We start from the raw sequence: 22589 nt of genomic DNA, 5'->3' as shown, positions 1-22589 counted from the left end.
TCGCTCCCACATTAAATAATTATTCACGTTCGGATAGCGCTCAGGTCTTGGCTTTGGCGTGCGCCGCAAGGCGTTCCAGCGCCGCACGCAGATTCGGATCAGTGATCCCGTCCGCTGTGGCCTGAATCGTAGCCGCCGCATCCGTGGACAAATCCATCGTGTGCCCGGCCGCCCCGCGCTGCACTGTAGGCGGCTGCACCTTGAACAGAATCCGCGTCAAACTGGCGAACTCATCAAACATCTGCAGCTGCCTCTGCAAGCGTTTTTGCTGATAACGCAGACGTGTGGCCCAATGGCCATCGGTGACAATCAGCAACAGACTGCCCTCACGCCACGACGCTACATGGCAATGTTCACGGGCGGCGGGTTGCAGTTGGCTTTCGAGCAGACGCTGCAAATGCCCCAGTCGTTGGGCATGGCCGAGGATGGCTTTGAGCGGCTTGGCTTCGCGCAGGAGAACGGCGGGTGCTCTGGCCGTAAGAGGGCGAAATGCCATGATCGAACACCTGAAGTAACAGAAACGCCATGGTAGCAGAAAGGCCGAAATCACTCGCCCATTGCTTTTGCCCTCGCTTTGCCCATTAAATCAACGACTAACTTCTGCCTTGTATGACTTGAAGTTGAGCAAAACGCCCCTATTTTAAGTGAGCCCCGTCAAAGCGCAGTGCCAGCATCGTGGAACATCGCCACTTTCCTCACTTCCGTTTCCGGGTAGAATGCTCGTTCGCATGCGGCCATGAGGGCTGCACGGGCGACGCTCACGGGGCCGCCCTCCATCCCTTTAGTGTGGAAGATCCTGCCGATATGTTTGCGCCTTTGTTAAAGAAACTTTTTGGAAGCAAGAACGAGCGTGAAGTCAAACGCATGCTCAAGACGGTGCAGCTCGTCAATGCCTTCGAAGAGCAAATGGTGGCCCTTTCGGACGATCAATTGCGCGCCAAGACCGCTGAGTTCAAGGCCCGCATCGCCAAAGGGGAAACCCTCGACAAGCTGTTGCCAGAAGCCTTTGCGGTCGCCCGCGAAGCCGGCAAGCGCATCATGGGTATGCGCCACTTCGACGTACAGCTCGTCGGTGGCATGACCTTGCACGAAGGCAAGATCGCCGAAATGCGCACCGGTGAGGGTAAAACCCTCGTAGCGACCCTGGGTGTTTACCTCAACGCACTGTCCGGCAAGGGCGTGCACGTTGTGACGGTGAACGACTACCTGGCGCGTCGTGACGCCAACTGGATGCGCCCGCTGTATGAATTCCTCGGCCTGACCGTCGGCGTCGTGACGCCGTTCCAGCCGCCGGAAGAGAAGCGTCTGGCCTACGCCGCCGACATCACCTACGGCACCAACAACGAATTCGGTTTCGACTACCTGCGCGACAACATGGCGTTCAGCATGGAAGAAAAATTCCAGCGCGAACTCAACTTTGCCGTGATCGACGAAGTCGACTCCATCCTCATCGACGAAGCGCGTACCCCGCTGATCATTTCCGGTCAGGCCGAGGACAGCTCCAAGCTGTACATGGAGATCAATAAACTGATCCCGCAGTTGGAACTGCACGTTGAAGAAGTCGAAGGCGAAGTCACCAAGGCTGGCCACTACACCGTTGACGAGAAGACCCGTCAGGTCGAACTCAACGAAGCCGGTCACCAGTTCATCGAAGACATGCTCACCCGCGTCGGCCTCCTGGCTGAAGGCGAGAGCCTGTACTCGGCGCATAACCTGGGCCTGTTGACCCACGTGTATGCCGGTCTGCGTGCGCACAAGCTGTTCAATCGCAACATTGAATACATCGTGCAGGATGGTCAGGTCGTACTGGTCGACGAACACACCGGTCGTACCATGCCGGGTCGTCGTTTGTCCGAAGGCCTGCACCAGGCCATCGAAGCCAAGGAAGGCCTGAACATTCAGGCCGAGAGCCAGACTCTGGCCTCGACCACCTTCCAGAACTACTTCCGTCTGTACACCAAGCTGTCCGGCATGACCGGTACCGCGGACACCGAAGCGTTCGAATTCCACCAGATCTATGGTCTGGAAGTCATGGTTATTCCGCCGAACAAACCGTTGGCGCGTAAAGACTTCAACGACCTGGTGTTCCTGACCGCCGAAGAGAAGTACGCGGCCATTGTTGCGGACATCAAGGAAAGCATGGCGGCCGGCCGTCCGGTGCTGGTGGGTACTGCCACCATCGAAACCTCCGAGCACATGTCCGCATTGCTCGTGAAGGAAGGCATCGAACACAAGGTTCTGAACGCCAAGTTCCACGAAAAAGAAGCCGAGATCATCGCGCAGGCCGGTCGTCCGGGCGCCCTGACTATCGCCACCAACATGGCCGGTCGTGGTACCGACATCCTGTTGGGCGGTAACTGGGAAGTTGAAGTCGCGTCGCTGGAAAACCCGACCCCTGAGCAGATTGCCCAGATCAAGGCCGACTGGCAGAAGCGCCACCAGCAAGTGCTGGAATCCGGCGGTTTGCAGGTGATTGCCTCCGAGCGTCACGAATCCCGTCGTATCGACAACCAGCTGCGTGGCCGTGCCGGCCGTCAGGGTGACGCCGGTTCCAGCCGCTTTTACCTGTCGCTGGAAGACAGCCTGATGCGCATCTTCGCTTCTGATCGAGTGAAGAACTTCATGAAAGCCCTGGGCATGCAGCCGGGCGAAGCGATCGAACACCGCATGGTGACCAACGCGATCGAGAAGGCGCAGCGCAAGGTTGAAGGCCGCAACTTCGATATCCGTAAGCAACTGCTCGAGTTCGATGACGTCAATAACGAACAGCGTAAAGTGATCTATCACATGCGTAACACGTTGCTGGCCGCCGACAACATCGGTGAAACCATCGCCGATTTCCGTCAGGACGTGCTCAACGCCACCGTCAGCGCGCACATTCCGCCGCAGTCGCTGCCTGAGCAGTGGGACGTGGCCGGTCTGGAAGCCTCGATTGCCAGCGACTTCGGCGTGACACTGCCGATCCAGCAGTGGCTCGACGAAGACGATCACCTGTACGAAGAAACCCTGCGCGAGAAGCTCATGACCGAGCTGATGGCGGCGTACAACGAGAAAGAAGACCAGGCCGGTGCCGACGCACTGCGCTCGTTCGAGAAGCAAATCGTACTGCGCGTGCTGGACGACCTGTGGAAAGACCACCTGTCGACCATGGATCACCTGCGTCACGGTATCCACCTGCGTGGTTACGCTCAGAAGAACCCGAAGCAGGAATACAAGCGCGAGTCGTTCACGCTGTTCTCCGAACTGCTCGACTCGATCAAGCGCGACTCGATCCGTGTGCTGTCGCACGTTCAGGTGCGCCGCGAAGATCCGGAAGCCGAAGAGCAACGTCTGCGTCAGGAAGCCGAAGCACTGGCCGCCCGCATGCAGTTCGAACACGCCGAGGCCCCAGGTCTGGAGCAACCGGAAGTTCTCGGTGAAGAGGTCGATGTGGCCCTCGCCACCGCGCCGGTTCGCAACGAGCAGAAGCTGGGCCGCAACGAACTGTGCTACTGCGGTTCGGGCAAGAAATTCAAGCATTGCCACGGGCAGATCCAGTAAACCCCGTTTCAATCGCTGAAATACCCGCGCCGCGACCGGCTCCTGCCGTCGCGGCGTTTTGCCATTTAAACCACCGTCGCTGCGAGTGACGGTGCTGACATCATTGAGTAAGGAGCGCATTCATGGCTGTTGGTCTTGGTCCTTTGCCAACGTTGCACCCGGTTGCCGGTTTTGAACTCGGTATCGCCTCGGCCGGCATCAAGCGCCCCGGGCGCAAAGATGTCGTTGTGATGCGCTGCGCCGAAGGCTCGACCGTGGCGGGCGTGTTCACCTTGAACGCATTTTGCGCGGCACCGGTGATCCTGGCGAAAAAACGCGTGCAGAACGCCGTGCGTTATTTGCTGACCAACACTGGCAATGCCAACGCCGGTACCGGCGAGCCTGGCCTGGCCGCCGCTGAACGTACCACTGCCAAACTGGCCGAGCTGACTGGCGTTGATGCCAGCCAGATTCTGCCGTACTCCACCGGTGTGATCGGCGAGCCGCTGCCGGTCGAGAAGATCGAAGGCGCGCTGCAAGCCGCACTGGATGATCTGTCGGAAAACAACTGGGAAGCCGCTGCCACCGGGATCATGACCACTGACACCCTGCCGAAGGGCGCCAGCCGCCAGTTCGAGCATGACGGCGTGACCATCACCGTCACCGGCATCAGCAAAGGCGCGGGCATGATCCGTCCGAACATGGCGACCATGCTCGGCTACATCGCCACCGACGCCAAAGTCTCCCGCGACGTCCTGCACAACTTGATGCTCGACGGCGCCAACAAGTCGTTCAACCGCATCACCATCGACGGCGACACCTCGACCAACGATTGCTGCATGCTGATCGCCACAGGTAAGGCTGCGCTGCCGGAAATCACCCGTGCTGAAGGCGAGTTTTTCGCCAAGTTGAAGCAAGCGGTGTTCGAAGTGTGCATGGACGTGGCCCAGGCCATCGTGCGTGACGGCGAAGGCGCGACCAAGTTCGTCACTGTTGAAGTCAACGGTGGCGGCAACCATCAGGAATGCCTCGACGTCGGCTACACCGTGGCGCACTCGCCGCTGATCAAGACCGCGCTGTTCGCCTCCGACCCGAACTGGGGCCGTATCCTCGCCGCGGTCGGCCGTGCCGGCGTGCCGGATCTGGACGTGAGCAAGATCGACGTGTTCCTCGGCGACGTGTGCATTGCCAGCCGTGGCGCCCGTGCGGCGACCTACACTGAAGCCCAGGGCTCGGCGGTGATGCAGCAGGAAGAAATCACCATCCGTATCGAGCTGGGTCGCGGCGATTGCAGCGAAACCATCTGGACCACTGACCTGTCGCATGAATACGTGAAGATCAACGCTGAATACCGCACTTGATCTAACCTGAGACCGAGTCGCCTGCATCGCCAGCAGGCTGGCTCCCACAGAGATCTGTGTCATTCACAAATCCCCTGTAGGAGTGAGCCTGCTCGCGATGGCGACCTGTCAGGTACCGAAGATTCCGGCCTGTCCCTCCTGATGAAAGGCACCCCCATCATGTCCCTGCACCTGATCATCGGCGACAAACTGCTTTCCTCCTGGTCCCTACGCGCCGCCCTGGCCGTTGAACTGACCGGCGCACCCTACAGCGAAGAACTGATCAAACTCGGCAAGCCCGACACCCGCGCGCTGCTGCTCAAGCATTCGCCGACCGCTAAAGTCCCGCTGCTGCAAACGGCGCGCGGCACCATTGCCGATTCATTGGCCATCGCCGAATACCTCGCCGAGCAGTTTCCGTCCGAGCAACTCTGGCCGAGCGACATATTCGCCCGTGCCCAGGCGCGATCCGCCTGCGCCCAAATGCACAGCGGCTTTTTCGCCATGCGCAATCACATGCCGTTCAACCTCAACCATGACGCGCCTCTGAACCCGGTGCCGCCGGAAGTGAAGGTCGACATCGAGCGCATGCTCGCGCTGTGGGCCGAGTGCCGTGCTGCTGCCACCGAGAGCGGGCCGTACCTGTTTGGTCGGGTGAGTCTGGCCGATGCCTTCTTCGCGCCGATTGCCGTGCGTTTGCGCACCTATCAGGTGACGCTGCCGGCCGCCGACGAAGCCTATGTTGAAACCGTCTACCAATGGCCCGCCTTCAAGGCATGGCAGAAGGCTGGACTGGAGGAGTTGAATCCGTGAAACGCGTACACGTCGCCGCTGCGGTCATTCGTGACAACAATGGCAAAATCCTCATCGCCCGCCGCGCCGACACGCAACATCAGGGCGGTCTTTGGGAATTCCCCGGCGGCAAGGTCGAGGCTGACGAAACAGTTGAAACCGCGCTGACTCGTGAGTTGCATGAGGAGTTGGGCATCGTCGTTGGCGCCGCTCGACCGCTGATCAAAGTGCGTCACGATTACCCGGACAAGCAGGTTTTGCTGGATGTCTGGGACGTGTCGGACTTCAGCGGCGAACCTCACGGTGCCGAAGGCCAGCCGTTGGCCTGGGTCACTGCGAAAGAACTGGCGAACTACGAGTTTCCGGCTGCCAACCAGCCGATCGTTGCCGCCGCGCGTTTGCCTGCGGAGTACTTGATTACGCCGGAGGACCTGGAAACGCCGGCGTTGCTGCGCGGTATCCAGAAGGCGATTGCCGGCGGGATCAAACTGATCCAGCTGCGCGCACCGAACGGCTATGACCCCAAGTATCGCGATCTGGCGGTCGATGCGGCCGGGCTGTGTGCGGGCAAGGCGCAACTGATGATCAAGGGGCCGTTCGAATGGCTCGGTGATTTCCCCTCTGCCGGTTGGCACATCACCTCAGCACAGCTGCGCAAATACGCGGCGGCGGGGCGCCCGTTACCGGCGGAGCGCTGGTTGGCGGCGTCGTGCCACAACGCTGAAGAACTGGCGCTGGCCGAGCAGATGGGTGTGGACTTTGTGACCTTGTCGCCGGTGCAGCCGACACTGACCCATCCGGATGCTCAGCCGCTGGGCTGGGAGCAGGCTTCGACGTTGATCGAAGGCTTTAGTAAGCCGGTGTTTCTGTTGGGCGGGGTTGGCCCGGCCGAGCGCGAAAAAGCCTGGGGCGTTGGTGCACAAGGCGTGGCGGGGATTCGCGCGTTCTGGCCTGACTCTCTGTAAAGGCTGCTGACCTCATCGCTGGCAAGCCAGCTCCCACAAGGTTTTGTGTCGTTCACAACTGTTGTGTACAACTCGAAACCTGTGGGAGCTGGCTTGCCAGCGATGGCGGCCGGTCAGGCGCTACATCTCTGTCGGTTTTGGGGCCGGCTGCCAAAGAATCTCCGCAACCCCCTGCCGCCGCGCAATCAACCGCGCCGCGACAAACAGCAAATCCGACAACCGATTGATATACGCCAGCCCGACCCCGGCCAACGGCTCAATCGCATTCAAATGCTGACAGCGCCGCTCGGCACTCCTCGCCAGGCTGCGACAAACATGCGCCTGGGCAATCAACATCGAACCGCCTGGCAGAATGAAATTCTCCAGCGGCCCCAATTCCTCGTTCCACACATCGATCGCTGCTTCCAGTCGTTCGATTTCCGCCGTATTCAGCGCCTGATACGCCGGCATGGCCAGCTCGCCACCGAGATCAAACAAGCGATGCTGACAAGGCGCCAACACCTCGATCAGTTCATTCAGTTCCGGATACGTTTCGCGTTCGGCAATTAACCCGGCCAATAACACGCCGACCTGACTGTTCAGCGTATCGACCTCACCAATGGCCTCCACGCGTGGATGGTCTTTGGGCACGCGGCGGCCGTCACCCAGGCCGGTTTCACCTTTGTCGCCGGTGCGGGTGTAGATTTTCGACAGGCGAAAGCCCATGGGTTACCTCGATAATTGATTGGTTTCGGCAGCGATGGGCAGCGGTTGCGTCAACGGCAGGCGCAGGGTGAAACACGTGCCCTGGCCCGGTGCTGACTGCACCTCCATCTGCCCTTTGTGATTGTTGGTAATGATGAAATACGACACCGACAAGCCAAGCCCGGTGCCCTGACCGATTTCCTTGGTGGTGAAGAACGGCTCGAAGGTGCGTTTGCGCACGTTCTCGCTCATGCCGATGCCGTTGTCTTCGACCTGGATTTCAGCCCATGGCGGATTGAGCTTGGTGCGCAGGATGATCCGCCCCGGCTCACTGTCGTCTTCGCGCTGGTGAATCGCCTGCGCGGCGTTTTTCAGCAGATTGAGCAGCACCTGTTCCAGTTCGTTGGCGGTGCCCGGCACCGGGCCGAGCGCCGGGTCGAACTGACGGATGATCGCCTGGCCCTTGAAGTCGAAGCCGATGGCCAGGTCGAAGTCGTTGCCGGCGATTTCCACGGCTTGATCGATCAGTGCCGGCAGATCGCATGGCGCCATCTGCCGGGTACTGCGACGGCTGAAGCTGAGCATGTGGGTGACGATTTTCGCTGCCCGAGCGCCGGCCTGTTGAATGCCATCGAGCAATTGCGGCACTTCGCGGCCCTGCAGGTAGCGGTTCACCGTGTCCAGGTCGATGTTCAGTTGCTCGGCGGTTTCGAGGTTCTTCGGCAGGTCGGCGGACAGGCGTCGACGGATGTTTTGCACGTTGTGCAGGATCGCCCCCAGCGGGTTGTTGATTTCGTGGGCCATGCCGGCGGCGAGGCCACCGACCGAGAGCATTTTTTCCGACTGCACCATCATTTCTTCCAGCGACAGACGCTGGGTGATGTCATCGATGCGGATCACCACACCACGCCCGGCACCACCCATCAACGGGTAGAAGGTCAGTGCGTAATGCTTCGGTTCATCGTCCTTGAACCAGGTTACCCGCTCGATTTTCGCCACGGTGTGCTGCTCGACGGTCTGCTTGAGCTGCGGCAGAAACGGCTTGAGCGGTTCGAAGGCAAGGAAAATTGGCTGGTTCAGTGCTTCGTCCAGCCGCGTACCGGAAAGGGCGCTGGCCTCCTGATTCCACTGGGTAACATAGAGCTGCTCGTCGAGGGCGATCAGCGCCGAGGGCATCGAGTCGATGATGCTGTTGAGGTAGTTCTGGAAACCGGTGAGCTTCTTCTCGATCTTGCTGCGCACCTGGACTTCCAGTTCCAGCTTGCGGTTGGTGTGGCGGGTTTCCTCGGCCAGCCCTTGGGCCTGATCGTACGCGGCTTGCGAGTCGTCGCGGGCGCGCTTGAGTTGCTGCTCACGGGCTTCGATGCGCGACAGCATGGTGTTGAACGCCTCGGCGAGGCTGCCGATTTCGTCATGATTGCCGCGTGAGGCGCGCAGGGCGTAGTTCTCTTCGCGGGTCACCTGACGCGACAATTCCTCAAGCTGATGAATCGGCCTGGTGATCAGGCGTTTGATCTGTCGGGCAATCACCAGCCACAACAACACGCTGAAAATCAGGATACCGAGGCTCGCGGTCAGCGTGCCGGTGTAGAACGCCATCGGCAGCTCGCTGCTGGCCACCAGCAACAGATGGCCCGGCGCGGTGCCGGGGCGGGGCAGGGTGATCAACTGGTTGCTGCGAAACTCGGTCAGTTGCCACGCTTCGATGTGCCGATAGCGTTCCGGCAGGCTGAGTTTTTCGCCGCGCTGGACTTGCGCCAGCCGTTCGCCCTTGCCGTCATAAAGGGCGGCGGCGCGCAGCGGTGAGTAACTGTCGAGTTCTTTGAGCAGACGCTCGGCGCTTTGCGGTGATTGCAGCGCTTCGCTGACCAGACTCGGGTTGGCAATCAGTCGGCCGATGGTCTGCAAGGCCTGCGGTGCCATGCTTTCCTGGGAGATGTAATAGGCGGCGCTGATAAAGGTCAGGTTGGCGACCAGCAGAACCGTGGTCAACAGCACCAGCAGGGCGGCCAGCAGTTTCTGGCCGACCGGCAGGTTTTCGAGACGCTGGCGCAATGGCATCAGGTTTATCGCAACAAAGGAACAAGTGGCCAGCGTAGCCGCTGCTCAGTCGCTGGGCAATCCAAGGCTGTGCAGATGAGCGACCAGTCGTTGCTGCAATCGATTGAGGTGCGGCAGGTTCAACTGGTGGCGCGTGGCGACTTTGCAGGCGTGGCCCAACAGATAGCTGATTTCGGTGCGGCGCCGGTTGGCGACGTCCTGATACATCGACGAGTAGTTGGCAGCCGTAGCGTGGATCACCCTTTCGACTTCCTGTTGCAGGTTGTCGGCGGCGGCGGGTTGGCCGCAGCGCTCGAGCAATTCGGCGAGTTCGGCGCACAGGGTGGCGACTTCGCAATGGTGCTCCTGCAAGCCACCGTTGCGGCAATGGTGCAGCACGGTCAGCGGATTGATCGCGCAGTTGAGCGCCAGTTTGCGCCACAACCGCGTAAGGATATCGGTGCTCCATTCGTGGGGGATCTTTGCCGCGTCCAGATTGTCCAGCCAGATCGGCGCGACCGGATGGCCCGCGTCGCCCAGCCAAGTGAATCCGTGACCGGCGAACACGACACGCCAGTCGCCATCGCGAAAGGCACCCTCGGTGCTTGAAGCGCTGATGCAGCGTGCCAGCGGCACACGGTTGGCGACGGCGTCCTGACTGCCGAGGCCGTTTTGCAGGAGGATCAGTTCGGCGTCCGCAGTCAGCCGTGGGGCGAGGCGGGCGACGGCGCTTTCGGCGTCGTAGGCTTTGCAGGCCACCAGCAAACGGCGGATCGGCTCGGGGCTGTCGGGTGTTTCCCCGGGCACGGCATAGGTGCTGGCCTGACCTTGTTCGACCAGCGTCAATCCGCCCACGGCTTCATAGCTGCGCAAGCGCTCGGCATCACGCACGATCAGCCGGACCGGCAGGCCGGCCCGCGCCAGACGTGTGGCCCACAACATGCCGAGGCTGCCGGCGCCAAGAACGTGCCAGGGGGTGGCCATCAGTTTTTTGCTCGATTGCGTACAGGCATGTGCGGCTCGCCGTGTCGGTGGGAAAAGACCCGTTATAATGAGCCCGATTTTAACCGCAAGCCAAGCGCGCTCCATCCATATCGAGCGCGCCTTTTTATTGGAGAGATTACATGCCGTCGTTCGACGTGGTATCCGAACTGGACAAACACGAACTCACCAACGCGGTCGAGAACGCCGTGAAGGAACTCGATCGTCGTTATGACCTGAAAGGCAAAGGCAGCTTCGAGTTCAAGGAAAAGGACCTCACCGTCAGCCTGACCGCTGAAGCCGGATTCCAGCTGGAAGCGATGATCGAAATCCTCAAGCTGGCGCTGGTCAAACGCAAGATCGATGTGCAGTGCCTTGAAGTCAAAGACGCCTACGCATCGGGCAAGCTGATGAAGCAGGACGCGGTACTTAAGGAAGGCATCGACAAGGAACTGGCGAAGAAAATCGTCGGCCACATCAAGGACGCCAAACTGAAAGTGCAGGCCGCCATTCAAGGCGAGCAGGTACGCGTGACCGGCAAGAAGCGTGATGACCTGCAAGAGGCCATCGCGGCCCTGCGGGCCAAGGAATTCGGCATGCCCCTGCAGTTCAACAACTTCCGCGACTAAACTTTCCGGTCGGGGAACCTCTCGGCGTTTTCAGCGTCCGAGGCCCAAGCAACGGCAGAAACGATTGAGCCCCAGCGGGTTCGGTCTTTCTGCCGCTGATTTTTTACAGCCCGGGAAGCCGGAAATCAGGAGATAGAACATGGATTTGAATGCTGAGGTGGACAACCTGGTCAAGGCATCCCAGGCGTGGATCCCGATGATCATGGAATACGGCAGCCGTGTGCTGCTGGCAGTGATCACCCTGGCCATCGGCTGGTGGCTGATCAACAAGGTCACGCAAAAGCTTGGCGGTTTGCTGGCCTTGCGTAATGCCGATCTGGCACTGCAGGGTTTTATCAGCAGCCTGGCGAACATCATTCTCAAAGTGCTGCTGATTGTCAGCGTCGCTTCGATGATCGGTGTTGAAACCACCTCTTTCGTTGCCGCGATCGGTGCGGCCGGTCTGGCCATCGGCTTGGCGTTGCAGGGCAGCCTGGCGAACTTCGCTGGTGGCGTGCTGATTCTGCTGTTCCGTCCGTTCCGTATCGGTGACTGGATCGAGGCGCAAGGCGTGTCGGGTACGGTCGACAGCATCCAGATTTTCCACACCGTGCTGCGTACTGGCGACAACAAAACCATCATCGTGCCAAACGGCAACCTGTCGAACGGCATTATCACCAACACCAACCGTCAGCCAACCCGCAAGGTTGTGTTTGATGTGGGCGTGGATTACGAAGCCGATCTGCAAAAGGCCCGTCAGGTGTTGCTGGATCTGGCCAAGGATGAGCGCGTGTTGCAGGATCCTGCGCCACAAGCCGTGATTTCGACCTTGGGCGACAGTTCGATCACTGTTTCGCTGCGTGTCTGGGTTAAAACTGCGGACTACTGGGACGTGATGTTCATGTTTAACGAACAGTCGCGTGATCGTTTAAAGACTGCAGGAATTGATATTCCTTTCCCGCAGCGGGTAATTCGTGTGGTGCAGGAATCGGCAACACAATGATAGGTTGCTAATTAATTGCCTGACTTGTCGGTCAGGCAACTATTGCAAGTGACAGGCAATAAAAAAGGCCCATCGCGAGATGGGCCTTTTTGTTGTTACCGCAAACTAGTGTTTGGCGATTACAAGATCGACAGTGGGTAGTCGACGATCAGGCGGAACTCTTTAACGTCGCCTTCACCCTCGTCGGCGTTGGCAGTGTGCCAGGCTTGACGAATACGGAACGAAAGATCCTTGGCCGGACCATTCTGAACTACGTATTTGACTTCCAGGTTGGTCTCGTGGTGTTTGCCATCTTCGCCGTAGAGCGGATTGCCATCCCTATCACGATACCGGCTGTTAGCTGCCAAGCCGGTGCCGTCGATGTCCCAACCTTTAACGTAGCGAGTCATGAAGCTCAGGCCCGGCACGCCGTATTCAGCCATCTTCAGGTCGTAACGGATCTGGGCGGATTTCTCGTTTGGACCGTTGAAGTCAGAGTACTGAATGGAGTTGGCAAGGAAGATCGAGTCGCCGCCACGGTTGTTCTTGCCCACACCGATGTAGTCGAATGGTGTGTCGCCGTTGACCTTCTGGAAGGCCAGGGTAATGGTGTGTGCTTTCAGGAACGAGAGCGCAGTTGCCAGGGAGAACGTAGTGTTGCTGATGTCGCCTACGTTTTTGTCACCGGTATCAGTGGTGCGGTAGATGTTGAAGTCAGTGTTCAGCGAGGTGTCACCACCGAATGGCGTGGTGAGGTTCACGTTGGCGTAGTACTGGTTCCAGATATCTTCCAGCTTGGCACCGTACAGCGATGCGCTCAGGTTCTCGGTGATGCCGTACTTGCCACCGAAATAGTCGATGGAGTCGGCGTCTATACCCGCGTAGTTGGCATACAGCTCGCCATCACGGGAGTTCTTGTCCTGGCTGGTCGACGAGTAGAAGTGGCCGGCCTCGAGGTCAAGATCTTTGATTTCGCTGCTCTGCAGCTGGAACCCGCTGGCAGATTGAGGAAGGATGCGCGAGCCCCCCACAGCGAATACTGGTGCGGTGCTAGGCTGCATGTCGCCGACTTTCAGCTCGGTTTTGGAAACGCGGAATTTGACCGCTGCACCGGCTTTGCCTTGGCTGTCGTTGACATCACGAGAACCGTTGTTCGGATCGACAAAGTCGCTGCGGCTCATGTTGCCCGAACCGGAGGTACCATCACCGCCGTCGAGTTTGATGGCCAGATAGCCGAACGCATCGATACCGACACCAACAGTACCTTGGGTGTAGCCAGAGCTGAAGTTGCCCAGCAGACCTTGAGTCCAGTCTTTTACGTCAGCATTACCGTTCTTGTTATCGCGGTTGAAGTAATAGTTACGTACCAGCAGGTCGAGCTTGGCGTCTTCAACAAAACCTTTGGCTTCAGACTGGTCACTTACAAACGGGGCGGCCGTAGCCACTTGAGTACTGGCGGCTGCAGCAACTGCCAGTGCGATCATGCTCCACTTCATCACGCGCATCGTGATTTGCTCCTTTGGTTTTAGAAGAGTACTGCCGTCCCACCTGTTTTATTATCTGGGCGGCTCTTTCTTTTTGTGTCGGCGCAAACTTATATCACGCCGACAATGTTGGCGATACTTGCTATTCCAACCTTTCAGCTTCTTTACGACGGTGTCGCAAATGACGTGGTGGATGTCGCAAATTCACAGTACCGACGCAGCCGGACTGACAACTTTCTCGCTGTTTATGGGCCTTTTTGCATCGGTAAAAAAGAGTCCCTGGCAAAACACTTGAATCTCCATCGGGCAACCCTGCCACTGTTCTTATGGGGCTTAAGGCATCCACTTCCAGTGGTGCGCTTATAGTCCATATGGGTACGAATGCAACAAGCGTGCACAAACCGCAATTTCGCTGCGGTTATTTTTCTGAACACCCGCCTGCGTTTGTGAAAACCTCGTGAAAGCTGGGCTTCAAGCCTGATTTTTTCATTGCTTGACGCCATTCCTCCTATGGTGTTGTCACGCCGAGAAACGCGCGTGACATCCAAAAACGTTACCGGTTCACCCCGCCAGTGAGTATTTGGCGGATGCCCGACGCAGTGAGCGTAGACGCACTGTGCGGTTTTGGTGCAAAAAAATTTGCAGCTGTTCTGAATTCATACAGCTTGCAGGGGCATGACGCTGCACGTCTCTGCTGATTCTGGTCATTTTTTTGTGCTGAACGTCGATGTTGGTTCCGTGCTGGTGCGTCGCGCTCGCAAATGTCACATCTCGGGGCGTTGGCAGAGCGACGGGGTTCACCGTCGTCGTGAAGGCTGGCGCATTCGCAGGTATGCTGCCGTCCTGTCGCTTGGTGCGCTGTCCATCGGGATGGCCGCTAAGCTGAATAATGATCAGCCGGGAGTGCGCGCAGTGTTTGCTTTAGATTCACGACTTCAACAGGACACGCTGACCATCGGTGATTTCCCTCTCTGCCGACTGCTGTTGTCCAATGATGCCAATTACCCTTGGTTCATTCTGGTGCCTCGTCGGGACGATATCAGTGAGTTGTTTCAGTTGGATGTCGCTGATCAACAGCAGTTTTGGCAGGAAACCACCGCGCTTGCGGAGCTGCTCAAGGACCTGTTCGATGCCGACAAAATGAACGTCGCGACCTTGGGTAACGTTGTCAGTCAGATGCACATGCATGTGATTGTGCGCAAACGTGACGACGCAGCCTGGCCGGCGCCGGTCTGGGGCAAACACCCGGCCAAGCCTTACAGTACCGAGCAGGTCGCTGCCATTCGCGAACGATTGCGACTGGTGTTGACCGAGCATTTCACCTTTGTGGAGGGCTGAGTCATGAATCTGGAAGAACGTGTTACCGATCTGGAAAGCCGTCTGGCGTTTCAGGATGACACCATTCAGTCGTTGAACGACGTGCTGGTGGCGCAGCAGCGCGTGGTCGAGCGCCTGCAATTGCAGATGGCGGCGCTGCTCAAGCGTCAGGAGGAGATGGTCGGCCAGTTCGAGTCCTTCGAGGATGAGGCGCCACCGCCGCACTACTGAGACCGGTACTTTTCAGCAGGCGTAAAAAAACCGCGAACAGCACGCTGCTCGCGGTTTTTTTATGCCTGGATCAGCGTCGCGGCAGCGCGGCGATCACGTCCTCGGCTTGCAGGCCCTTGTCCCGGTTCATTACCGAGAACTCCACGCGCTGGCCTTCGACCAGGACGCGGTGACCTTCGCCACGGATCGCGCGAAAGTGCACGAAGATATCATCGCCGGAATCCCGGGAGATAAAGCCGAAGCCTTTGGAGGTGTTGAACCACTTGACGGTACCGGTATCACGATTGGTCATGTCATAGCTGGTTGGAGCAGCAGCCGGTGAAGAACGATAGAAGCTGACGGCCAGGTGCAGAACCACGGCAACCAGCGCGATCACCAGAGTGAACAGCACGGCTGGCTGACCGGCGATGACGGGCATCGGGGCGATCAGGGTCAAGGTTTGCAGGACGACGGTCAGTACCAGCAGCGCGCTGACCAGGTTTTGCAGATGCTGACGAGGGCCTTTGTTCCAGTAAGGAATCACTGGGGCAATCACCAGGTTCAGCAGGCCGAAAAAGGCCAGGTAAAGTGCATCGGGTTGTTGCAGGTAGGGAACGGCTTCGGATTTCAAGCTGGGTATGAACGACAGCAGCAAAGCCGCTGCGCCCATTAGCAGGTGGACGATTTTCAACATTTTGATTGGCTCACGTTTATGACGGCTCACAAGGAAGAGCTGAAGGCGCACGGTTCGCTTCGGAACAAAATAAGAGGCGGTGGACACGTTCACGGCATCAGCCTATGCGCCACGCCCCGAAAAATGGGGCATGGCGACACACTGCCTATTTAACAGCAAAGCCTGCGGCTACTCAAATCAGCCCGGCCAGCGGCATCGCCTCGGTCGATTTGTCGCAGTGTGGGCACCTGATCGGGGCTGCGGGGTGTCGACAGCCTTGCTAGAGTGGGTCTGCACCTGTTGGATGAATTCAATCGCCGTTAGGGGGTAAACATGGCAATCGATATCGGTATCAGTGAAGAAGATCGCAAATCCATCGTCGAAGGCTTGTCGCGTCTGCTGTCGGACACCTACGTGCTGTATCTGAAAACCCACAACTTCCACTGGAACGTCACCGGCCCGATGTTTCGTACGCTGCACTTGATGTTCGAAGAGCAATACAACGAGCTGGCGCTGGCCGTGGACTCGATCGCCGAGCGTATTCGCGCATTGGGCTTTCCGGCGCCTGGCGCCTATGCCACGTACGCGCGCCTTTCTTCTATCAAGGAAGAGGTGGGTGTGCCGAGTGCCGAGGACATGATCAAACAATTGGTCGATGGTCAGGAAGCCGTGACCCGCACGGCCCGTGGCATCTTCCCGCTGCTCGACAAGGTCAGCGATGAACCGACCGCAGACCTGCTGACCCAGCGCATGCAGGTTCACGAAAAAACGGCGTGGATGCTGCGCTCGCTGCTGGAAGCGTAATCCCCCTAGTGCGCGGGCCCGCCAGCGGGGCTCGTGCGCTGTCCGCAATCCTACCTGTGTCGTTGGCTTATCCTACGGAGTCGGTCAATAAGTCGTCTGGCTATAACTTTGTGTCTGCGCTTTTATGAAAGCCACAGGATGTGACTTTTCAAACAAGCAGAGATGGCAAAGGAGTGTCACTGATATGGCAGAGGGAGACAGGCGAGGCGACAGGATTGTCGGCTTGCCCCATGAGTTGAAAGTTGATCCGTTCATCAGCGAGTTCGACATGGCACTGGTTCAGCCATCGTCACGATCCGTGCGTCTGAACGGTTATGCGACCTGTCTGCGGCTGGAGCGGGTCTACTGGAACATCCTCGGCAACATGGCCGCAGATAACTGCTGTTCGATCAGCTCGCTGTTGTCCCACGTCGACCGCGAAGTGCATCTGCGTCACGGCGGGGTGAGAAATTTCAGCGCGCTGGTGCGGGTGGTGTGCGTCATGAACGGCGTCAAGCAGGCAGCAGCTGCCGAATCGCTCTGAAACGGCGGTTGCAAACGAGGTCTCGGCCTGTGCAGTCTTACGGCTGCACAGGCCGCATTTAATCGATATAATCCCGCTCTTTCGCCGCAAAGCCCTGCGCGCGGTGGCAATCTGATCGCCGAGACACCCCCATGCCGATGTACGATTACCAATGTGCTTCCTGTGGTCATCAGTTGGAAGCCATTCAAAAGATCAGCGATGCACCGCTGGTCGACTGCCCTGCCTGCCAGGCGCCAGAGCTCAAGAAACAGCTGTCCATGCCAGGCTTTCGCCTCAGCGGCAGCGGTTGGTACGAAACCGATTTCAAGACCGGGACCAAGAAGAATCTGGCCGGTGGCGACAAATCTGACTAGGGTTCAACCCCAGGTTGAACGACACGCGTGAGTTTCCGCATTGCTTTGAAAGCAACGGGATCTCCACCGAATATCGAATGACGAGAAGCGAACCATTATCATGATGCGCAGCCACTATTGCGGCCAACTGAACGAAAGCCTGGAAGGCCAGGAAATTACCCTTTGCGGATGGGTTCACCGTCGCCGCGACCACGGCGGGGTGATTTTCCTCGATATCCGTGATCGTGACGGTCTGGCCCAGGTGGTATTCGATCCGGATCGCGCCGAGAGCTTCGCCGCTGCCGATCGCGTGCGCAGCGAGTACGTCGTGAAGATCACCGGCAAGGTGCGTCTGCGTCCGGCCGGTGCGACCAACGCCAACATGGCGTCGGGCATGATCGAAGTGCTGGGTTATGAACTGGAAGTGCTGAACGAGTCGGAAACTCCGCCGTTCCCGCTGAACGAGTTCTCCGACGTTGGTGAAGAAACCCGTCTGCGTTATCGCTTCCTCGACCTGCGTCGTCCGGAAATGGCCGAGAAGCTGCGTCTGCGCTCGCGCATGACCACCAGCATCCGTCGCTTCCTCGACGAGAACGGCTTCCTCGACGTTGAAACGCCGATCCTGACCCGTGCCACCCCTGAAGGTGCGCGTGACTATCTGGTGCCAAGCCGTACCCACGCCGGTTCGTTCTTCGCCCTGCCGCAATCGCCACAGCTGTTCAAGCAACTGCTGATGGTTGCCGGTTTCGACCGTTACTACCAGATCGCCAAGTGCTTCCGCGACGAAGACCTGCGTGCTGACCGTCAGCCTGAATTCACCCAGATCGACATCGAGACCAGCTTCCTCGATGAAAAAGAGATCATGGGCCTGACTGAAGAAATGATCCGCAACCTGTTCAAGGAAGTGCTGGGTCTGGAATTCGGCGATTTCCCGCACATGACTTTCGAAGAAGCCATGCGCCGCTACGGTTCCGACAAGCCAGACCTGCGTAACCCGCTGGAACTGGTCGACGTTGCCGATCAACTGAAAGAAGTTGAATTCAAGGTGTTCAGCGGCCCGGCTAACGATCCGAAATGCCGTATCGCCGCACTGCGCGTTCCAGGCGGGGCGAGCATGCCACGCAAGCAGATCGACGATTACACCAAGTTCGTCGGCATCTACGGTGCCAAGGGCCTGGCGTACATCAAGGTCAACGAGCGCGCTGCCGGTGTTGACGGTCTGCAATCGCCGATCGTGAAAAACATCCCTGAAGACAAGCTCAACGTGATCCTCGATCGCGTTGGCGCAGTCGATGGCGACATCGTGTTCTTCGGCGCCGACAAGGCCAAGATCGTCAGCGAAGCTCTGGGCGCACTGCGCATCAAGCTCGGTCACGACCTCAAGCTGCTGACCTGCGAGTGGGCGCCAATGTGGGTCGTCGACTTCCCGATGTTCGAAGAAAACGACGACGGCAGCTTCTCCGCGTTGCACCACCCGTTCACCGCGCCGAAATGCTCTCCTGAAGAGCTGGAAGCCAACCCGGCTGGCGCTCTGTCCCGCGCCTACGACATGGTATTGAACGGCACCGAGCTGGGTGGCGGTTCGATCCGTATCCACCGCAAGGAAATGCAGCAGGCGGTGTTCCGTCTGCTGGGTATCAATGAAGCAGAACAGGAAGAGAAATTCGGCTTCCTGCTCGACGCGCTGAAGTACGGTGCTCCGCCGCACGGTGGTCTGGCCTTCGGTCTGGACCGTCTGGTGATGCTGATGACCGGCGCCCAGTCGATCCGTGAAGTGATCGCCTTCCCGAAAACCCAGAGTGCTGCCGACGTCATGACGCAAGCGCCGGGTGTGGTGGATGCCAAGGCACTGCGCGAGCTGCACATTCGTTTGCGCGAAACGCCAAAGGCTGAGTAAGACGGGCCTGAAGGCGCATCTTCGGATGCGCCTTTTTTCTTTCTATAAAGAGCAGGTCGAGATTTTTTTTGTTTGCTGGCCGCTGCATGAGCAGGGCGGGCAACGTTTCAAAGAGAATTCGGAGCGAGTTATGGCAGGTCATTCCAAGTGGGCGAACATCAAGCACCGCAAAGAACGTCAGGATGCCAAGAGAGGCAAGATCTTCACCAAGTGGATCCGCGAGCTGACCGTTGCAGCCCGTCAGGGCGGCGGTGATCCGGGTTCCAACCCGCGTCTGCGTCTGGCCTTGGACAAGGCGCTGAGCGCGAACATGAGCCGCGACATCATCGACCGTGCCGTGGCGCGCGGCGCTGGTGCCACCGAAGCGGATAACGTTGAAGAGCTGACCTATGAAGGTTACGGCCCGGGCGGCGTGGCGGTGATGGTCGAGTGCATGACCGACAACCGCAACCGTACTGCTGCTGCTGTGCGCCATGCGTTCAGCAAGTGCGGTGGTAACCTCGGCACCGACGGTTCGGTAGCTTACTTGTTCGAGCGCAAAGGCCAGATCAGCTTCGCGCCGGGCGTTGATGAGGACGCACTGACCGAAGCGGCGCTGGAAGCCGATGCCGATGACGTGGTCAGCCACGAAGACGGCTCGATCGATGTGTTCACCTCGTTCACCAGTTTCTATGCCGTGCGTAACGCGCTGGAAGCCGCTGGATTCAAGGGCGATGACGCGGAAATCGTCATGCAGCCGACCACTAGCGCCGAACTGGATCTGGAAGGCGCGGAAAAGGTGCTGAAGCTGATCGACATGCTTGAGGATCTGGATGACGTGCAGAACGTTTATTCCAACGCGGATATTCCGGAAGACGTGGCCGCTCAGCTCGGTTAAGAGCGGCTACGATTCAATGTGGGAGCGAGCCTGCTCGCGAAGGCGGATTTTCAGGCAACATCGTTGCTGATGATGAAACCGCCTTCGCGAGCAGGCTCGCTCCCACATTTGTTATGGGTTGATTTGAAAATCGTGCTTTTACCGAATCTGCAGGCGTTATGACTTTAATTCTTGGTATCGACCCCGGTTCGCGCATCACCGGTTACGGGATTGTTCGCGATACCGGGCGTGGCGGCTGTATCTATGTGGCATCCGGCTGCATCCGCACTGGTGCGGGCGAGCTGCACGAACGCCTGCAAATCGTCTATCGCGGCGTGCGCGAGATCATCCAGACCTACGGACCGGTGACCATGGGCATCGAAAAGGTGTTTATGGCGAAAAACGCCGACTCGGCGCTGAAGCTGGGGCAGGCGCGCGGTGCAGCGATCGTCGCCGGTGCGGAAGAGTGCCTGGAGATCGCCGAATATACGGCCACGCAGGTCAAGCAAGCCGTTGTCGGCACCGGCGCCGCCAATAAAGAGCAGGTGCAGATGATGGTCATGCACATGCTCAAACTCACCAGCAAACCGCAAATCGATGCCTCTGACGCTCTGGCCATTGCCATTTGCCACGCGCACACACGTTCCAGTCTGCTGCCGCACGGCCTGGGAACGGCACGCAGTCGTGGCGGGCGCCTGCGTCTCTGATAGCATCAGCATCAATTTTCCTGAAAGCCGGTTTTTGCGCCTGGGTCGTCGGCCCGAAATCCGCCTTTCGACAGTCGCCAGCCCACGGCTGGCCAACGCTCAAGGATCTGAAACGTGATTGGACGCTTGCGCGGCACCCTGGCTGAAAAACAGCCGCCGCACCTGATTCTGGATGTAAACGGCCTCGGGTATGAGCTGGAAGTGCCCATGACCACGCTTTATCGCCTGCCGTCGGTCGGTGAACCGCTGACCTTGCACACGCATTTGGTCGTACGCGAAGACGCGCAATTACTCTATGGTTTTGCCGGCAAGCGTGAGCGAGACTTTTTTCGCGAGTTGATCCGTCTCAATGGTGTCGGGCCAAAATTGGCCCTGGCCTTGATGTCGAGTCTGGAAGTCGACGAGTTGATCCGCTGCGTGCAGTCTCAGGACACCTCGGCGTTGACCAAGGTGCCGGGTGTCGGCAAGAAAACCGCCGAACGCCTGCTGGTCGAACTCAAGGATCGCTTCAAGGCCTGGGAAACTACGCCAGCCATGTTCGCGCTCGTGCCGAACCAGCCGGATGGCCCGGCGCCGGTTAACACCGCCGAGAACGATGCGGTCAGTGCGCTGATTTCCCTGGGCTACAAGCCGCAGGAAGCGAGCAAGGCGATTACCGCCATCAAGGACAAGAATTTGAGCAGTGAAGACCTGATCCGCCGCGCCCTGAAGGGAATGATTTAAGTGATTGAAGCTGATCGTCTGATCACCGCCGCGCACAGCCCGCGCGAGCGCGAAGAAGTCCAGGACCGGGCCATTCGCCCGGTCAGCCTGGCCGACTACATCGGCCAGCCGACCGTGCGCGAGCAGATGGAGCTGTTCATCCAGGCCGCCCGTGGCCGAAGCGAATCCCTCGACCATACGCTGATCTTCGGCCCGCCGGGTCTGGGCAAGACCACGCTGGCCAACATCATCGCTCAGGAAATGGGCGTATCGATCAAGAGCACTTCCGGGCCGGTGCTTGAACGTCCGGGTGATCTGGCGGCGTTGCTGACCAATCTTGAGCCGCACGATGTGTTGTTCATCGACGAAATCCATCGCCTGTCGCCGATCGTTGAAGAAGTGCTGTATCCAGCGATGGAGGACTTTCAACTCGACATCATGATTGGCGAAGGGCCGGCAGCGCGTTCGATCAAGCTCGATCTGCCGCCATTCACGCTGGTCGGCGCGACGACTCGCGCCGGCATGCTGACTAACCCGTTGCGTGACCGCTTCGGTATCGTCCAGCGTCTGGAGTTCTACAGCACGGCTGATCTGGCGACGATTGTCAGCCGTTCCGCAGCCATCCTCGGTCTGCCGCTGGATCCGGAAGGCTCGTTCGAAATCGCGCGCCGCGCCCGGGGCACCCCGCGGATCGCTAACCGTCTGCTGCGCCGTGTGCGCGACTTCGCCGAAGTGCGTGCCAAGGGCCATATCACCAAAGCGGTGGCGGACCTGGCGCTGAACCTGCTGGATGTCGACGAACACGGTTTCGATCATCAGGATCGCCGCCTGCTATTGACCATGATCGAGAAGTTCGATGGCGGCCCCGTCGGTATCGACAGCCTCGCCGCTGCAATCAGCGAGGAACGCCACACAATTGAAGATGTGCTGGAGCCGTATCTGATCCAGCAGGGTTACATCATGCGCACTCCACGGGGCAGGGTGGTGACGCGCCATGCGTACCTGCACTTTGGTTTAAACATCCCGTCACGAATGGGTGAAATGCCCGTGGCAGACGAGTTTCTCGATGCCGTGGACGATTGATACACATTTTTTGTCGATTTATTCAGGGTTTGTACGGTCATAGGACGGTACTTTTGCGGTAAAGCCCTGAAACCATGAAAAACAGTTGCC

At 58.8% G+C, this 22589-nt stretch carries 22 protein-coding genes; 16 read left to right on the top strand and 6 right to left on the bottom strand.

Features of this window, described 5'->3' with window-relative positions; genetic code table 11:
• Positions 1-40: 40 nt before the first annotated feature.
• Positions 41-496 (bottom strand): DUF721 domain-containing protein, encoded by a 456-nt coding sequence (locus tag CKW14_RS23125; protein ID WP_016983197.1) that lies wholly within the window; start codon positions 494-496, stop codon positions 41-43.
• Between the two features lie 308 nt (positions 497-804).
• Between CKW14_RS23125 and secA the strand changes: the two genes are divergently transcribed.
• The 4 genes from secA (at position 805) to CKW14_RS23105 (ending at position 6616) form a co-directional block, all read left to right on the top strand.
• On the top strand, positions 805-3540 hold the full coding sequence (gene secA, locus CKW14_RS23120; RefSeq protein WP_095048223.1) for a preprotein translocase subunit SecA: 2736 nt from the start codon (positions 805-807) through the stop codon (positions 3538-3540).
• A 122-nt stretch (positions 3541-3662) separates the two neighbouring features.
• On the top strand, positions 3663-4880 hold the full coding sequence (gene argJ, locus CKW14_RS23115; RefSeq protein WP_095048222.1) for a bifunctional glutamate N-acetyltransferase/amino-acid acetyltransferase ArgJ: 1218 nt from the start codon (positions 3663-3665) through the stop codon (positions 4878-4880).
• A gap of 159 nt (positions 4881-5039) precedes the next feature.
• Positions 5040-5672, top strand: coding sequence for a glutathione S-transferase family protein (locus CKW14_RS23110; RefSeq protein WP_095048221.1), 633 nt, complete (start codon positions 5040-5042; stop codon positions 5670-5672).
• A complete protein-coding gene (locus CKW14_RS23105; protein ID WP_095126194.1) occupies positions 5669-6616 on the top strand; it encodes a Nudix family hydrolase in 948 nt (315 codons plus the stop codon). The genes CKW14_RS23110 and CKW14_RS23105 overlap by 4 nt, the downstream gene beginning before the upstream one ends.
• A 120-nt stretch (positions 6617-6736) precedes the next feature.
• Here CKW14_RS23105 and CKW14_RS23100 read toward each other — a convergent pair whose 3' ends face one another.
• Genes CKW14_RS23100 through CKW14_RS23090 form a run of 3 tightly spaced genes read right to left on the bottom strand, consistent with a single transcriptional unit; the run spans position 6737 to position 10324 of the window.
• A complete protein-coding gene (locus CKW14_RS23100; protein WP_095126193.1) occupies positions 6737-7321 on the bottom strand; it encodes a cob(I)yrinic acid a,c-diamide adenosyltransferase in 585 nt (194 codons plus the stop codon).
• Positions 7322-7324: 3 nt separating this feature from the next.
• Positions 7325-9361, bottom strand: coding sequence for a HAMP domain-containing sensor histidine kinase (locus tag CKW14_RS23095; RefSeq protein WP_095048218.1), 2037 nt, complete (start codon positions 9359-9361; stop codon positions 7325-7327).
• Between the two features lie 45 nt (positions 9362-9406).
• Positions 9407-10324 carry a putative 2-dehydropantoate 2-reductase gene (locus CKW14_RS23090; RefSeq protein ID WP_095048217.1) on the bottom strand — a complete coding sequence of 306 codons (918 nt, stop codon included), beginning with the start codon at positions 10322-10324 and terminating at the stop codon, positions 9407-9409.
• Positions 10325-10464: 140 nt separating this feature from the next.
• On the opposite strand from CKW14_RS23090, the gene CKW14_RS23085 reads away from it, so the two are divergent.
• Both CKW14_RS23085 and CKW14_RS23080 read left to right on the top strand, forming a co-directional pair.
• Positions 10465-10950 (top strand): YajQ family cyclic di-GMP-binding protein, encoded by a 486-nt coding sequence (locus CKW14_RS23085; RefSeq protein ID WP_007912755.1) that lies wholly within the window; start codon positions 10465-10467, stop codon positions 10948-10950.
• 139 nt (positions 10951-11089) lie between these two features.
• Positions 11090-11932 (top strand): mechanosensitive ion channel family protein, encoded by an 843-nt coding sequence (locus tag CKW14_RS23080; protein ID WP_034153426.1) that lies wholly within the window; start codon positions 11090-11092, stop codon positions 11930-11932.
• Between the two features lie 119 nt (positions 11933-12051).
• On the opposite strand, the gene CKW14_RS23075 is transcribed toward CKW14_RS23080, so the two are convergent.
• Positions 12052-13416 carry an OprD family porin gene (locus tag CKW14_RS23075; protein WP_095126192.1) on the bottom strand — a complete coding sequence of 455 codons (1365 nt, stop codon included), beginning with the start codon at positions 13414-13416 and terminating at the stop codon, positions 12052-12054.
• 891 nt (positions 13417-14307) lie between these two features.
• On the opposite strand from CKW14_RS23075, the gene CKW14_RS23070 reads away from it, so the two are divergent.
• Both CKW14_RS23070 and CKW14_RS23065 read left to right on the top strand, forming a co-directional pair.
• On the top strand, positions 14308-14733 hold the full coding sequence (locus CKW14_RS23070) for an HIT domain-containing protein (RefSeq protein ID WP_077574284.1): 426 nt from the start codon (positions 14308-14310) through the stop codon (positions 14731-14733).
• Positions 14734-14736: 3 nt separating this feature from the next.
• Positions 14737-14943, top strand: coding sequence for a SlyX family protein (locus tag CKW14_RS23065; protein WP_093430493.1), 207 nt, complete (start codon positions 14737-14739; stop codon positions 14941-14943).
• Positions 14944-15013: 70 nt separating this feature from the next.
• On the opposite strand, the gene CKW14_RS30320 is transcribed toward CKW14_RS23065, so the two are convergent.
• Positions 15014-15616, bottom strand: coding sequence for a cold-shock protein (locus CKW14_RS30320; RefSeq protein WP_008080216.1), 603 nt, complete (start codon positions 15614-15616; stop codon positions 15014-15016).
• Between the two features lie 312 nt (positions 15617-15928).
• On the opposite strand from CKW14_RS30320, the gene CKW14_RS23055 reads away from it, so the two are divergent.
• From CKW14_RS23055 to ruvB, 8 genes are all read left to right on the top strand, one after another.
• Positions 15929-16399 carry a Dps family protein gene (locus tag CKW14_RS23055; protein ID WP_038366640.1) on the top strand — a complete coding sequence of 157 codons (471 nt, stop codon included), beginning with the start codon at positions 15929-15931 and terminating at the stop codon, positions 16397-16399.
• A gap of 184 nt (positions 16400-16583) precedes the next feature.
• Positions 16584-16922 carry a ribbon-helix-helix domain-containing protein gene (locus CKW14_RS23050; RefSeq protein ID WP_095048215.1) on the top strand — a complete coding sequence of 113 codons (339 nt, stop codon included), beginning with the start codon at positions 16584-16586 and terminating at the stop codon, positions 16920-16922.
• A gap of 131 nt (positions 16923-17053) precedes the next feature.
• The gene (locus CKW14_RS23045; RefSeq protein ID WP_093430491.1) at positions 17054-17275 is read left to right on the top strand and encodes an FmdB family zinc ribbon protein; all 222 of its coding nucleotides are present in this window, start codon (positions 17054-17056) and stop codon (positions 17273-17275) included.
• A gap of 100 nt (positions 17276-17375) precedes the next feature.
• On the top strand, positions 17376-19151 hold the full coding sequence (gene aspS, locus CKW14_RS23040) for an aspartate--tRNA ligase (protein ID WP_093430490.1): 1776 nt from the start codon (positions 17376-17378) through the stop codon (positions 19149-19151).
• Between the two features lie 130 nt (positions 19152-19281).
• On the top strand, positions 19282-20028 hold the full coding sequence (locus CKW14_RS23035; RefSeq protein WP_007912738.1) for a YebC/PmpR family DNA-binding transcriptional regulator: 747 nt from the start codon (positions 19282-19284) through the stop codon (positions 20026-20028).
• A gap of 158 nt (positions 20029-20186) precedes the next feature.
• Positions 20187-20714 (top strand): crossover junction endodeoxyribonuclease RuvC, encoded by a 528-nt coding sequence (gene ruvC / locus CKW14_RS23030; protein WP_007962095.1) that lies wholly within the window; start codon positions 20187-20189, stop codon positions 20712-20714.
• A gap of 114 nt (positions 20715-20828) precedes the next feature.
• Positions 20829-21437: a Holliday junction branch migration protein RuvA gene (ruvA, locus tag CKW14_RS23025; RefSeq protein ID WP_034153418.1), complete on the top strand. Its 609-nt coding sequence runs from the start codon at positions 20829-20831 to the stop codon at positions 21435-21437.
• Positions 21438-22499, top strand: a complete 1062-nt coding sequence (ruvB, locus tag CKW14_RS23020) for a Holliday junction branch migration DNA helicase RuvB (protein ID WP_007912736.1) — start codon at positions 21438-21440, stop codon at positions 22497-22499. It begins immediately after the preceding gene.
• Positions 22500-22589: the final 90 nt, after the last annotated feature.

Source organism: Pseudomonas sp. Irchel s3a12 (assembly GCF_900187485.1).
Taxonomy (GTDB): Bacteria; Pseudomonadota; Gammaproteobacteria; order Pseudomonadales; family Pseudomonadaceae; genus Aquipseudomonas; species Aquipseudomonas neuropathica.
The sequence above is the reverse complement of the archived record's forward strand: the minus strand, read 5'-3'. Positions and strand labels throughout refer to the sequence as shown.